7 protein-coding genes and 2 pseudogenes are annotated in these 13,826 nt (G+C 65.9%); 4 read left to right on the top strand and 5 right to left on the bottom strand.

Features of this window, described 5'->3' with window-relative positions:
- The first annotated feature begins 79 nt into the window (after positions 1-79).
- Both VFZ09_RS48120 and VFZ09_RS48125 read left to right on the top strand, forming a co-directional pair.
- Positions 80-223, top strand: coding sequence for a hypothetical protein (locus VFZ09_RS48120; protein ID WP_329734595.1), 144 nt, complete (start codon positions 80-82; stop codon positions 221-223).
- A gap of 559 nt (positions 224-782) precedes the next feature.
- Entirely contained in the window at positions 783-1,517 is a 735-nt protein-coding gene (locus VFZ09_RS48125; RefSeq protein ID WP_329734596.1) for a hypothetical protein, read from the top strand.
- A 232-nt stretch (positions 1,518-1,749) separates the two neighbouring features.
- Here the strand turns inward: VFZ09_RS48125 and VFZ09_RS48130 are convergent.
- Together VFZ09_RS48130 and VFZ09_RS48135 are read right to left on the bottom strand one after the other, a co-directional pair.
- Positions 1,750-3,414, bottom strand: a pseudogene (locus tag VFZ09_RS48130) (protein kinase domain-containing protein); the annotation flags it as partial.
- Between the two features lie 1,843 nt (positions 3,415-5,257).
- Positions 5,258-6,034 (bottom strand): hypothetical protein, encoded by a 777-nt coding sequence (locus VFZ09_RS48135; RefSeq protein ID WP_329734597.1) that lies wholly within the window; start codon positions 6,032-6,034, stop codon positions 5,258-5,260.
- Between the two features lie 246 nt (positions 6,035-6,280).
- Between VFZ09_RS48135 and VFZ09_RS48140 the strand changes: the two genes are divergently transcribed.
- Entirely contained in the window at positions 6,281-7,951 is a 1,671-nt protein-coding gene (locus VFZ09_RS48140; RefSeq protein WP_329734598.1) for a serine/threonine-protein kinase, read from the top strand.
- 8 nt (positions 7,952-7,959) lie between these two features.
- Complete coding sequence (locus VFZ09_RS48145) at positions 7,960-8,850, top strand: DUF2381 family protein (RefSeq protein WP_329734599.1); 891 nt, start codon at positions 7,960-7,962, stop codon at positions 8,848-8,850.
- A gap of 103 nt (positions 8,851-8,953) precedes the next feature.
- Here VFZ09_RS48145 and VFZ09_RS48150 read toward each other — a convergent pair whose 3' ends face one another.
- The 3 genes and pseudogenes from VFZ09_RS48150 to VFZ09_RS48160 form a co-directional block, all read right to left on the bottom strand.
- The gene (locus VFZ09_RS48150) at positions 8,954-11,176 is read right to left on the bottom strand and encodes an FG-GAP-like repeat-containing protein (protein ID WP_329734600.1); all 2,223 of its coding nucleotides are present in this window, start codon (positions 11,174-11,176) and stop codon (positions 8,954-8,956) included.
- A 487-nt stretch (positions 11,177-11,663) separates the two neighbouring features.
- Positions 11,664-13,004: a hypothetical protein gene (locus tag VFZ09_RS48155; protein ID WP_329734601.1), complete on the bottom strand. Its 1,341-nt coding sequence runs from the start codon at positions 13,002-13,004 to the stop codon at positions 11,664-11,666.
- A pseudogene (locus tag VFZ09_RS48160) lies at positions 13,001-13,826 on the bottom strand (hypothetical protein); the annotation flags it as partial. The pseudogene VFZ09_RS48160 and the gene VFZ09_RS48155, both read right to left, overlap by 4 nt.

Raw genomic sequence — 13,826 nt, forward strand, 5'->3', positions numbered from 1 at the left:
CTCTTATCCCCAACCCCCGAGGTCAGGGCCTGCGCCCTCTTCTCTCTGGCAGTGTCCGCGCCTTCCGGAGGGACGCCGTATGCTCGACGAAGGCAATCCGTTGTGGGGGGCAGTGCCCGAGCTCACTCCTGGCACGGAGGTAGCCGGCTTCACCGTGGAGGGGACGATCGCCTCCGAGGTGAAGGCCGCGGCCGCTCTCTCCAGCAGCTGCTTCTTCCATTGACCCACCAGCACCGGGTGCACTCCGTGAAGGGGGTGGTCCTGAAAATGGGGTCCTCTTCAGTCAGTCGCCCGGGTAATCTTCTTGGGCGGTTGTCGTTTCAAGGGGCGGCCCGAATGGCGAAGGACTACGCACTCGTCGCCCGGAAGCACCCTGACGGGGACAGCCTCCCACATTCCTCGTGGCGCTGGCGCTCCCAGGCAGGAGCACCCCCGGCCGAGCGCAGCACGTGTCCCTTTCCAACTCGTACAGGTGTGGAGGTGCAGCATGTAGATCAGCTTCAACACCTCCTCAACCAACTTGCCGATGCAGCAAAAACACCTCGAGGACAACCATTTCTCGTCATCACAGGCAACCTGAGTGAGCCGACCATGTTCAAGTTGGCCAGATTCCTACAGAGAAACACGCGGGGCACACGAATCATCAAGTTGGAGGAGGCCCAAATACTGGACGAGACGAAGCAATTGCGCGCTGCGTTCAAGCTACCCGAGAACTTGTCCGGAGGTGCGCAATGAACCGGTGGCCTCTCTGGGCGGTCCTGGCCCCGGGCGATCCATCCTGGATGAAGAAACGCGCCTTCGACGCATTAGGCTTGGATGAACATGAGGAGGACGAAGAAGGGCCGCCCTTTGAGTTGAGCCTGGGAAGTGGCCGCTACCACGCCCTCGTAGGGACAAACCCCATTGACGTAGGCGCTGAGATTCAGATCGCCAAGACACTGTCGCTCGAAGGTGATGAGCCCGTGTACTCAATCGAGCGCGCCAACGACCCCTGGACCGTCATGTCGTGGAGAAACGGCACGCCCGATGTCCTGGAGGAGTCTCCAGCAGCCCTGGCGGCGTCTCTAGGTTGTCCGCTGCCAGGAAACGCGAACACGTCAGAGTTGCCCGCGAGAAAGCCGCTTCAGACGGTCGCATTGGCGGAAGGAGTTCGCGCACAGGAGGCGCACCGCGCGCTCGAGGAAGATGCTGGCGCGACACTTCCCCCGGGGCATTATCGCCTCGAAGACACACCGCGAGGGCTCCTCATCGCCAGCGGAACGCGCGACATGGGTTGCGCTGACCTTACGGTATCGGAGCATTTTCCGCATGTGCGCGTGTATGGAGTTGTTGCCTCACCGGACTTGGATACGTTCTTTGTCAATGTGCTCCAAGGAGGAGCGTGCATTGGGCAGTTCGCACAACCGTCTGAGGAGTTTCCGCCGTTCCCTGTTCTCAGTGAGGTCAAGGGCGAGCGCTCGCCCGAGCGGATTCTCGCGGCCCTCGGCATCCCAGCGGAGTGGTTCCGGAATGAATGACGGGTGCCGGGCGGCCTCGCCCTGGCCCCGTACCCCCGTCCAAGCGGAGTGGGATGGCCAAACATGCCGCCTGAATGAGCTTCAGCTTGTACGAATCCAACAGCCCCGCCCTCAACCTCGGCTGGAGCGCCGTGCCTCCGACGCATGGGGGGGTTGAAAATGGGGAGGAGGGGGGGAGGTGGCGGCCCTCTTCGGCTCTTCAGCGCTGCTCCGCCTCGAGGAGGTTGTACTTGAAGGTGAAGGACTGACCCGCCCGGATGTCGATGGTTCGGACAACATCCTTGCCCGCTTCCCGGTTGATGAGTCGGACGGTGTGGGTTCCTGCCTCGACCTCGACAGGAGGCACCGGCGTGGGACCCAACTGCCTGCCATCGAGGTAGATGGTCGCGTAGGGGCGGATGCGGAACTCCAGGATGCCCGTCCCAGGTGAAGAGGGTGGAGGTTCCAGCGTGCCTGCCTCGACCGGTGCAGGTTGGATCCCGCGCTTTCCCCTGGCCGTTTTCCCCTCGGCTTTGGCGCGCACTGCTGGCCCTTCCTTCGCGGTCTGGGCCTCGGAATGCGCGGCGGGGATGGGAGGCTGGGGAGCGGGCTGTTCGTTCTCGGCGAGCACTGCCGTCGCAGGTGGAGGCACGGTTGGAGGCTGTTGGATGGCGGGCGTGGTCGCAACGGCCCCGGCGGGTGCTGCGCTCGGGGTGGAACCAGGGTCGCGCAAGAGCAGAACCCCGCCGGCCAACGTGAAGAGCGCGAGACCGGCCAATGCACTCCTTCTGCCCGTGCGACGCGAGGGCGGAACAGGATCCTCCGCCTCGGCGACGACCGTGGCGTGGCTGCTGGACGAAACAAGGGTGGGCGCATCCGACTTCGCGGCGCCTGTGTCCGACTCGTTCCTGGCCAGTCTCGTCATGTCGCTGGCCTGGTGTGTGTCGCTACCTGAGCGGCGGGTGGGACCACTCCCGGGACGAGGCGGGTGCACCTGCCCCGTCTTCTCTTCAGGCAACCGGGCCACGAGCCGCGACAGTTGGTAGGCGCCTACCGGCTCGCCACTGGAGTGGATGAAGTGCTCCAACTCCGCCTGAAAGGCGCGGCAATCCGGGTAGCGGTGCTCACGTGCCTTGGAGAGCGCCTTGTCGAGGATGTCTCCCAGGGCCCGTGGCAGGTCCGGCCGGCGCGACACCGCGGGCACGATGGGCTCGGACACGATGGCCTGCATCATGCTCACATCGGTGGTGGCATCGAAGGGCTTCTGGCCGGTGAGCATTTCGTACAGGACGATGCCGAGCGCGTAGACATCCACGCGCCGGTCGAGCAGCCGGACCTGGAGTTGCTCCGGCGGCATGTAGGCGATCTTTCCCTTGATGAAGCCCGTCTGGGTCTTGTGGCTCTGGTTGATGGCCTTGGCGATGCCGAAGTCCACCACCTTCACCGCACCCTGGCGGGACAGCAGGATGTTGTCCGGGCTGATGTCGCGGTGGATGAGGCCCAAAGGCTCGCCGGTCCTCGGGTCCGCGAAGTCATGGGCGTAGGCCAGGCCTTCGCACGCCGAGGCGATGATCCTGGCGCAGAAGGCCGGTGGCAGAACCATCCCCGCCGCCCGCGCACGCTTGGACAGGGTGCGCAGGTTGGGCCCGTCGATGTACTCCATCGCCAGGTAATAGAACCCATCGCACTCACCAAAATCGAAGATCTGCACGATGTTGGGGTGCCCGAGCTGCGCGGCCAGCGTCGCCTCGGCCAGGAACATCTCCACGAAATGGGCATCCTCGGCCAGGTGCGGGAGGATGCGCTTGAGCACGAGCGTCTTCTCGAAGCCCATGGGACCGGCGGACCTGGCGAGGTACACCTCGGCCATGCCCCCCGTGGCGAGTTTGCTGACGAGTTGGTACCTACCGATGCGCAGCAAAGCCCTCTCCTGTCGCGTGACCGAGAATCAACGCGGACGCACGTCTTTCATCGAGCCCGTGCGTCCACCGCGTGCTGAACGTGCCCTGGCTGAGTCAGGCGGTGCACCGATTCGGTTTTCGCCCGGCCCCAATCCAAGCGCCTCCCCTCCTGCAGTGTTTCTACCAACTAATACAACGGACAGGACGGAGGCATGCTGGAGGCGTTATTAATGGATAGGGGTTTTGAGCAACATTGTCCGTAACCATTGCAGTATTGGAGACTCGTGCACTTGTTGTCATAGACGCAGCCCAATGAGGCATGACATCCCCTGCTGATCAGGCATTCCGAGTCTCTATTCGGACAAGTCACCGTGCTACCTCCGCAGGTGCCGAAACTTTTGCACACGTCACCCGCTGTACAGGCGTTGCCGTCATTGCAGGAGGTGCCCGAGGGTTTGAGGGCGTGAATGCATGTACCAGCGCTGCATGTGCCGGTGGGCTCATGGCACTGACTCGGAGCGGTGTTGCACACTACCGGACTGCCGCCGCAGGTGCCGAAACTGTTGCACACGTCACCCGTGGTGCAGCCGTTGCCGTCATTACAGGAGGTGCCCGAGGGTTTGAGGGCGTGACTGCATGTGCCACCGCTGCATGTGCCGGTGGGCTCATGGCACTGGCTTGGAGCGCTGTTGCACACTACCGGGCTGCCGCCGCAGGTGCCGGATGCGTTGCAAACGTCACCCGTGGTGCAGGCGTTGCCGTCACTGCAACTGCTACCCGCTGCCTTGAGCGTGTACACACACTTGGCTCCATCCCAGGAGCCGGTGGAGTTGTAGCACTGGGTGTTGGGTGGGGTGTTGCATACCGGCACCGTCCCCGCGCACACTCCGGAGTTGTTGCATACGTCGTTGATGGTTCCGGGGTTGCTGTCATCGCAGGACGTTCCTGCCGGCCTGGGGGTGTAGCTGCACTCCCCATTCGAGCAGGTGCCCGCCGTCTGGTAGCAAGGCCCCGGCGGGCTGTCGCAGGCGGCAGCGCCACAGCAATTGCCATCGACACAATGACCTGAAGAACACTGGCCCGACACGGTGCAGGCCGCGCCGAGTGGCAGCTTGTCTCCGCAGCGGTTGTTGACGCACAGGACACCAGCAGCACAGTCCTCGTTCGCCGCACATCGGATGGGGCAGGCCCCGCCGGTTCCATCACAGAGGTAGGGGGCACAAAGCGGATCGCCCGCGTTTCCGTCTTCCGCTGCCGAGCAGGTGCCCCGGGTCACATCGCAGCGCTCACACGGACCCGTACAGGCCTGGTCACAGCAGGAGCCATCCACGCAGAAACCAGAGCCGCAATGGGCGTTCTCGGCACAGGACTCTCCGAGGGCTCGCTTGGGAAGGCACCGGGAGCCCTCCGCGAAGTATCCCTCCAGGCAGCTTCCGCATGTGCCGTCCACGCACGTGCGTCCCTCCGTGGCGCATGCCGCGCAAAGGTCACCCGCATCTGCGCAGGACAACTGCTCGTCCGTGCTGCCATTACAGTCATCGTCCTTGCCATTGCACACCTCGGTGGTGGGCAACGAAGCGCCCACGCAGGGGCCGTAGGTGCCCTCATCACCACAGGTCCGGACGCCCGGCTGGCACTCGCCGGCCTCCAGTCCGCAAGCGGCCGTCGAGCCCGGCTGACATGCCGTGCCCTCCTCGGGCTGGCAATGACCCTCCACGCAGGCGAAGCCCGACAGACAGGGGTGTTCGGTATTACAGCCGCGAGGCTTCTCCTGATCGAACTCCTCGAGCGCGGGAACCAGGCACGCCGCCAGACCCAGGCTGGTCAAGACCGCCAACTTCCACATCTTCGCCCTCATCATCACTGCTCCCCCTTCGCTTGGGAGTCCATGCCGGTACCGGAAAGCAACCAGTTGATGGCGGCGCCAGTACCCAGGAGCCCGGCGGCACCGAAGAGCAGGTTGGCCACGCGCGCGGAACTCACTGCCTCACCATGCCGGGCCACCATCTCGTCGCGAAAAGCCGCCTCGCGGGTGGCCTGGACCTGTGCGCGGCTCTGCAGCCCGAAGATGCCGCCCACCCCGCCCGCAATCGCGCCGCTGCCGAGCAGCACGAGCGTGGGCGTGGGAACGGACACCCTGCCCAGGGACACTCGCGTGTTCAACCAGGACGGGCGCGCTTGTGGCGGGGCGCCGGACGGGAGGAGAACGGTGGGACCGGCCGGGGTGGATGCCTCCTGCTGTTTGCGTTGGCGAGCGGCCAATTCCTCGCGCACCTCCTTGCGAATTCCCTCGAACTCTCGCGTCAGTTGAGGTGAAGCGGGCGCGGGCAGCGAGGCTTCCGGCTCCAGCAACAGGGCCGACTTGAATGCGGCCACTGCCTCCTCGTGCATTCCCATATCCGAAAGGATGAGCCCCTCGAAGAGCGCGATGCGCACATCCTGGACAAGGCTCCTGGGAAGGCGCCGGGCCTGGGCGAACTGTGCCAGGGCACGCTCGTACTCGAGAGACTCATACAGGCGCTCGCCAGCGGCGATGTAGCGCTCGGACTGCTCCTGGGCACGAGATGCGGTGGGAAGGCATGCCAGCGCGACAGCGAGCGCAATGGCGAAGGAGATGCGATGGAGGGAGGAATTCACACACTCCAAATGACCAGACTTCGTGTGCCGTCTGAAGGACCACCTGGGAAGTCAACAGCGTGGCCTACCCTGTGCGGTGGGGTCCGCGGAAATGGATGGGTAGCGGAAGCCGATCATGAGCCGCACACCGGCTGTGCTGCCCGGCTGAGCGCCCCGAGGACCCGGACGCCGCATCCCCAACCCCCGAGGTCAGGGCCTGCCCGCTTCTCTCTCTGGTAGTGTCCGCGGCTTCTGGAGGGACGCCGTATGTTCGACGAAGGCAATCCGTTGTGGGGGGCAGTGCCCGAGCTCACTCCTGGCACTCAGGTGGCCGGCTTCACCGTGGAGGGGACGATCGCCTCCGGCAGTTTCGGCACCGTGTACCGCGCGAGGCGGAGCGGAAAGCCCTACGCCGTCAAGCTGGTGGCCCTCCACCCTCGAGGTGACCGGGAAGCCGCCGCGCTGCGCCTGGTGCGGCACCCCAACGTGGTGACCTTCCACGGTTATGGCCTCTGGCCCGAGGAGGAGCCGCGCTTCCTCGTGCTGGCCCTGGAGCTCGTCGAGGGCCTCACGCTCGACGCCTGGGCGGCCCGGGAGAATCCCTCCGCGCTCGAGCTGGTGATGCGGGTGTTGTTGCCCCTGGCGCTCACCCTGGCGGACGTGCATGCCTCGGGCGTGGTGCACCGGGACATCAAGGAGGCCAACATCATCATGCGCGAGTCGGACGGGCAGCCGGTGCTGGTGGACTTCGGCGCGGCGGGCCTCAAGGAGGGAGCCCTCCGGCTGACCATGCGGCTGCCGCCGGGCACCGCCGAGTACCGCAGCCCCGAGGTGTTGCGCTTCGCCCGGCAGTGGGAGGGCGAGCACTACCCCTTCTCCCCGGGAGATGACCTGTGGGCCCTGGGCGTCGTCATCTACGGGCTGTTGACGCGCACGCTCCCCTTTGGAGACCGGAACAACCCCGGGTTGAATCGGGCCATCCTCGAGGAGACGCCGCCGGCTCCGCATGAGCTCAACCCGCGTGTGCCCCCGGTGTTGAGCGACGTGTGCATGGCGTTGCTGGAGAAGAAGCTCGAGGACCGATACCCGGACGCGAAGGCACTCGCGGAGGACCTGCTGGAGCAGTGCACCCAGGCGGACTCCTCCTGGCGCACACCGATGTTTCCGAGAAGCGGCCACAACAGCCCACCAGTTCCGGCGAAACCCGGACGCCACTTCTCCCGGTGGTGGTGGGCTGCTAGCGGGCTCGGACTCACTTCGGCTCTGGCTCTCCTGTTGTACGCGCTTCACGGTGGCACCCCACGCACAGCGTCGCCTTCCGCACATGCGACGCTTCAGGACGCTTCTGGTCAGGAAGTCGTGCCTCCGGCCAGGGTGGCGGAAGCTACGCCCAGCGCGGCCCCACTGCCCGCGCCCGTCGCCGCCGCGACGAACAACGAGGAGCCCACGATGCAGAAGTCCAAGACGATCCGCACCCTGGTTGCCGCCGGCTGTGTTGCCAGCGCTGGCTGTGTGAGCACGCCGAAAGCGCGTCCCCAGCCCCCTCCTGAGGAGTGCCCGCCTGGAGCGGTAGAGGCTCATGCGCGCTACGAGCTCGGTTTCAAGGCGGCCCATGGCGCGATCTTGGGCACTATGCGTCAGGGGGGCCGCCTCATGCCCGTGCGCGAGGGGGAGATTTCCGCCGAGATCATCGGCCCGTGGGGCCTCTTCCCCGATTGGACCATCTTCACTGGACGCCTCTACTTCGGTGCGGAGCGCGTCTACGGTCGCTTCACCAAGGCCACGTTGCCTGGTGGGGAAACAGTGCCCGTGTGTCTTCAGATGATGACGATCGGCGTGTACCCGCCGCTCGGCGTTGCGCTGGAGACTGGGAGTACGGCTGCCCGGCCGATCATCCACTCTTCTGTCTCCGTTCAGGCCGTCGAGCGCTTCGAGTAGAGCCACCCATGCCGCACACCGCATCTGCCTCCCTGGTGGCCCTGCTTCTCCAGGTAAACCCGGAACAGCCGCCCGGTACGCATCCCTGTGAGGACATCGAACGCATCGAGTTATCCATGGCTCCTCGGGTCAACGCGGAGGTATGCGTCAGTCCAGGTCTTCTCACGGGTTTCCTCTTCGACACCCCAGTGGACGTCGAGCTTCAGGATGAGGTCCGCTTCGCTGAGTTGTTGCGCGGCAGGAGCAGTTTCAGCCTCGTTCCACCACCGGACATGGTGCCTGGAGAGCGGCTTCGGCTCACGGCGCGTCTCCAAGGAGGAGCGCAGAGTGTGACCTTCTCTCTGGTGGCCCACCCGGGGCGTTCGACCCGGCAGGTGGAGGTGTACCGGGACCCGCGTTCCCGGGCCTCATTGCTCCAGGAGAATGCCCAGGAGCACGCGAAGAACCAGGAGCTGCAGGAGGAGGTCGAGCGGCTCCGCGCCCAACGGACCCAGTCCGGTGGGCTCCGTGGCCTTCTTCTCGCTGGAGCATTGAACGACACCGGCATCCCAGCGCTGGAGTTGAAGTTGGGGCCGACTCAACAGGAATCGGACGACGCCCTCTCCACCTGGCGAGTCATCACCTATCGGTCCCTGAAAACCGTGGCGGGAGAGGTGTGGTTGCTGAACTCCGGCACCACGCCCTGGCGCGTAGAGGGCGCGTCCTTGACGAGCGCTGCTGGCGAGATACTGCTGGAGGGCGTGCGCGTCGGGCAGGCTGAACCCATCCCGCCCCAGCAGTCCCGGCGAGTATTCTTTGAAGCAGACGCAGCGCGTGGAACTCTTCGCGGAGAGGTGATGCTCCGTCTGTGGGGGGCGGATGGCCGCACCCTCACCCTCCCCAAGGTGCCGTTGCCGTAGACCGTGACTCCAAGAAAGGCCAGCCCCTCCGGCCTCCAAAGGAAAGAGCGGGGCGTGCGCACCCGGCACGGCCCCGCTCGGTTCCAGTTGCAGCGGCGCTGCGTCAGTACGTGACGCTGACGTCGGCGGTGTAGCCCGCGGCGGCGAACGCGTTGACCGTCACCGTGAAGGTGCGGCCCCCCAGCGTGTAGCTGCTCGACGAGCCGGCCAGCCGCTCCGGGCCACCGTTGGCGGTGATGAGCACCGAGATGCCATTGGTGACGCGGTGGACCAGCACGGTGGCGCGCGGGATGCCCTGATCCCAACCGCTCGGCATGCGGTACTCGAGGGTGTAGTAGTTCGCGTCGTCGTTGCCGATGCGCACCATCAGGGGGCCGTTGGCCTCGGGACGGTTGAGCGCGGCGATGTTCGAGCGCCACGTCTGGTAGCTGGTGCCGGGGACGAGCCGCGTCTGGCGGTGCGCCGGGATGAACGACTGCTTCGTCCGGTACGGCGCGTTCATCTCCGGGCCGGCGACCACGCCCTGCGGGTGCGAGAAGGCGCTGACGTTCATCGCGCTCATGATGTCCCAGTGATCGTAGTACTCGCCGGGAGCCGACCAGTCGGCGGCCTTGCGCGTGGTGTCGTCGAACGAGTGGTCCCACCAGCCGAACGTGTGGCCCGTCTCGTGCGCGAGGAACGTGGAGTTGGAGCTGTTGGGCGTGGCGAGCACGCGGCCCCCATGGTTGCCAGCGTCACCCTCGCCGTTGACCAGGCCAATCACATTCACATAGCCCGCCGTCGAGCCACCGTAGGCGTTCATGCAGTAGCCCACGCGGTCCCAGCGGCTCACCGTCGGCTGAGACCAGGCGGCGTTGGTGATGGACATGGTGTACCAGCCATCCTTCACCGTGCTGCCGGACAGGTCCCACGAGCCGTAGGACACCTCGCGCCAGTACGGGACGAGCGCGCTGTACATGAGGTCGCGGTAGAACTGGTCGGTCTGCGGCGTGGTGGCGATGTCCGAGAACTTGCACTTGAGCAGCAGCCAGGGCTTGGCCGTGAAGGTGGCCCAGCCGGTGTGGTTGTTGGGGGCGTACTGGTTGTAGACCCACCAGTAGGTCAGCTGCGAGCCGTCCCAGCGCGCGTCGGCGCGAGCGAACCCGTTCCAACCCTGCTCGTACACCATGGCGTCGTCGCGCCAGTAGGAGCCGGGCTCGCTGAGCGAGCCGTGCATGTAGCCCCAGAAGATCTGGCTGTTGCCGGCGGCGCTGATCTGCCCGAGCCCGGGAGCGGTGATGGCCGGCGGGTAGCCGCCGTTGTAGTCCATGCGGTGGAAGCGCGTGGCGCCGGTGATCCTGTTGCGCAGGACGAAGTCGTCGGCGGCGTTGTCGTCGATGCGGGCGACGGTGACCTGATCATCCACGCCGACGAAGCCGCCCACGCTGGTGAAGGCCCACCAGAAGGTGTGGGACGTGCCGTCCCAGACGGAGACGTAATAGAGCACCTGGCGGTACCCGTTGATGATCATCAGGTCATCGCGGCCGTCGCCATTGAAGTCACCCGCGCGCAGCTGGAGGCCCGCGGCGGCGGTGCCGAGGTTGCCGGCGCTGAAGCTCGGGGTGGGGTTGAAGAACCAGCTCCCCTTGACGGAGTACATGCGGTACGCGCCGCCGCCGCGCGGGTAGACGAGCACGTCGTCGCGGCCGTCGTTGTCGAAGTCGGCGACGATGGCGTCCTCGTTGTCGCCGAGGAACGAGCCCTGGGTGAACCACCACCAGAGCTCCCGCCGGTCGGGGCTGACGCCATAGCAGGCCAGCGCGTTGTCGTCGGTGATGGTGCAGGTCTGATCGCTCCCGCCGCCGCTGAAGTCGCCCAGCAGCACGCGCTTGATGGGGCGGTTGGCGTAGAGGTGGAGGATGCCCGTCTTGTTGAAGTCCGTCTTGGAGACGAAGAGCTTGTTGCTCGTGTACTGGACGAAGTCGGAGTAGCCGTCCGCGTCGATGTCCGCGAGCTGGAGGTTCTGCGGGATGGGAAGCTGGGTGTTGGTGCCGCGGCCGTGCTTGCCGGTGCGGTAGAGCGCGGCGGCGCTGACGGTCCGGAGGGGCTCCGCGCCGGCACATCGCTCGGCGTCACAGAGCACGGTGTCCGGAATGGCCTCGAGCATGGGCGCCGCGGGCGCGATGGGGTTGACGGTGGGATGCGGCTCGCTCTCGCTGGTGCGATGGGCGGGGTCGTCCGGCTCCAGGGGGCCGCCACAGCCCGCGAGCAGGGTGGTGAGCGTCAGGGCCAGTGGGATGGACCACCGGCGTGAGGGGGAACCGACAGGGGATCGGGGATGCGGCATGCGGCACTCCTTCGCTGTTCCAGGTGAGGGGGCGGGAAAGCCGCGTCACGGACACGTCACGGCCGCCCTCCGCACTGGTCGCGAATCGCGTGCCTTGCGGGTCCCCCAGGGAATGCCGGAATTGAAACAGAATGAGCCGCGACTGTCAATCTTCAAGGCGCTCGTGGCCGTTCCGCATGGGCGGAGGTCACAGGGGGCGCGGCTCTATTTCCAGGAGCGCCTCAATCACAGACACCCGGGACGGGAAGGGGTGATGTGTGTCATTGCGCCGGGAGCCTGTTCCCGGGCTATGTCCCGGTCATGTCACCTTCTGATGACTCTGGCGCTGGGGAGAGCGCCTCCCTGGCCGATCAGCTCCGGCGAAGACTGCTCGAATTGAAGCCTTCCTGCCTGGCGGGTGGGGGAGGAAGGGGGGGCCTTCAGGCGCTTGCCTGTTTGGACCATGGACAACCCGAGCAGGGACATCTCCCGAGCTCCCCGCTGGTGGTCAGCTCCTGTGCCGCTCGGCCACGCGGTAGAGGTGGGTGAGGGAGTAGTCCAGCAGCGACTGTCGCGAGCGCATGTAGTTGCGGGCCCGGACGAAGGGCAACCACACGCGGTTGCCCACGAGCACCTGGGCCTCCTCCAGCTTCTGGCGTGGAATCCACCTGCCGCCCAGGTTGCGCACCAGCACCTCACCCAGGTACGCGCCAATGGCGGGCACCGCGTGATCATCAATGGCTTCCCGTAGGCGGCTCTTCGGGAATTCCTCGCGCCAGAAGTAGAAGTCGGCATCCGTGAGCGACTCGGGCGTAGCCGCGAAGACCGAGGGCACCTCCGAGTGCAGCAGCGCCACGAGGTGCTCGGCGAGGGTACTGTAGTGCTCGCGAGCGCGCTCCGGGTCCTCCACGTCGGTGGGAAGGGCGGAGTCAGCAGGGCGCCACTCCTCGGGCTCGGGTGGCTGCCATGCGTTGAGCTCGGCAATCCTCCGCTGGCGCTCGTGACTGGCGGCCTGGTCCACCACCCGGGAGAGAAGCGAGGCCAGCTCCGGGGGGAAGCGGGGTTCCACGGGGGTGAGCATGGCACTGCGCTCATGCAAGGTGCTCAGAATGGTGTCGAAGTCGAGGTCTGGCCGGAGGTGGGCGTGAGCGCGGGCCTGTGCGAGCCGTGCCTCCTTGCTGGCGAAGTCCGCCGCCGTGGGCCACGTCACCAGGAGGACGGAGCCGTTGGGCAGTTCCTCCACACGGTGGGCTGGGGTGGACAGCATGCGCTCACGGCCCACGGTTTCCACCAGATGGGGGCCGAAGACGTTGAGCCACCACACCGCGTAGATTTTGTCGAAACCGTTCTCCCGAGAAGTCTTTTCGTCGCGTCCGAAGAAGGGAGAGCCCGCCAACTGCATGTCATCAAGACTGTGGACCTCGGCATACGTGACGGGATAACAGGAAGCCCAGGCGCGCACCATTTCCACGAAGTGCTGGCAGCGCTCCGCCTCCGCGAAGAAGGAGAGCGGCTTCACGTTGATGAGGATTCTCAGTTCGGGAGGCTGCGGTGGAAACCAGAGCCCGAACGACATATCCAACGCGGGCCACTTCGTCCGGTAGAGCCCGATGGACGTCCCGGACCCATCGCGCTTTTCTTCCAGCGACTTCCAGAGGGCGGCGCGGGCGTACTTGCGCTGCCACTTGCCTTTGACGACGTCCGGCCTCCACCCACCGGCGTACTCCTCGAGCGCCTGGAAAAAGGGCTCCACCTCGCGCTCCAGCGCTGCCTGTGAATTGAACGCACCGTCGAAGATGAGCAGGATGCTGTCCTCGGGCTTCATGCCGTGAGGCTCTAATACTTTCATTGGAACAGCACCTCCACTCCAGGAGCGGCTTTCTTGATTTCGTTCACGGCTCTCTCCAACAGCTTTACATCCTTGGGCTTGAGTGCGCCTCCCTCGTAGACGAGGCGGACCCGCTGGACGGGCACCTCGCTGCCCTCGTGGAGAAGGGACTGGAGGGCGCCTCGGCGGATATTCAGCGTCTCGCCGTACTTGCTCAAAGCTTCCTTCGCATCCGTAACGATCTGCGCCTTCAGATCTTCGTACTTCAATCCCGAAAGGTCGCGGCTCTTGAAGCTGAAGGACTCCACGCGCCGTGGCCCTGCGCCGAGCGCGCCTTCCTCGATGACGAGCACATCCGCGAAGCGCAGGCCGGTGCCCGGCTTCCTCACGCCCACCTGGATTTCAACGAGAGGCCTGTCGAAATCCCCGAGGAAGCGGCGCTGTGACCGAGGCTTTTGTGCGTCCTCTCGCAGCAGCTTCACCATGTCGCGCTCGAAGGCCATGCCCCGGGCAAACCACCCGCGCAGCTGCTCGTAGGGAGCCCACTTGAGGGGGCCCTCGGCGGCCGTGCCACTCTCCACCTCCTTGAAGCGCTCGTGGTAGTACTCCACGTATTCGCGCCAGCGCGGGTTGCCCCGGGCCTCGGGCGGCGGGGCTTCGAGGGCGGGGCGGTGTTTCTCGAGCACCGCCACGTCCTTGGGGAGGCGCGGGCCCGTGGCCTCGAGCTCCGCCGCCGCCAGCCTTGCCTTCACCGCTTCCCGCGTGTGCCCAACCCCCTCATCCACCAGCGAGGCCAGGGTGCCCTGCCCCTGCGCGACAGGGGCCTGCTTCGGGGAGGGGCGT

It is taken from the genome of Archangium sp. (assembly GCF_036277355.1).
Lineage (GTDB): Bacteria > Myxococcota > Myxococcia > Myxococcales > Myxococcaceae > Archangium.

Excerpts from the sequence above, each read along its gene's own strand:
- VFZ09_RS48150 (WP_329734600.1), bottom strand. The coding sequence starts at position 11,176 with ATGCCGCATCCCCGATCCCCTGTCGGTTCCCCCTCACGCCGGTGGTCC.
- VFZ09_RS48145 (WP_329734599.1), top strand. The coding sequence starts at position 7,960 with ATGCCGCACACCGCATCTGCCTCCCTGGTGGCCCTGCTTCTCCAGGTA.
- VFZ09_RS48155 (WP_329734601.1), bottom strand. The coding sequence starts at position 13,004 with ATGAAAGTATTAGAGCCTCACGGCATGAAGCCCGAGGACAGCATCCTG.
- VFZ09_RS48140 (WP_329734598.1), top strand. The coding sequence starts at position 6,281 with ATGTTCGACGAAGGCAATCCGTTGTGGGGGGCAGTGCCCGAGCTCACT.
- VFZ09_RS48120 (WP_329734595.1), top strand. The coding sequence starts at position 80 with ATGCTCGACGAAGGCAATCCGTTGTGGGGGGCAGTGCCCGAGCTCACT.
- VFZ09_RS48125 (WP_329734596.1), top strand. The coding sequence starts at position 783 with ATGAAGAAACGCGCCTTCGACGCATTAGGCTTGGATGAACATGAGGAG.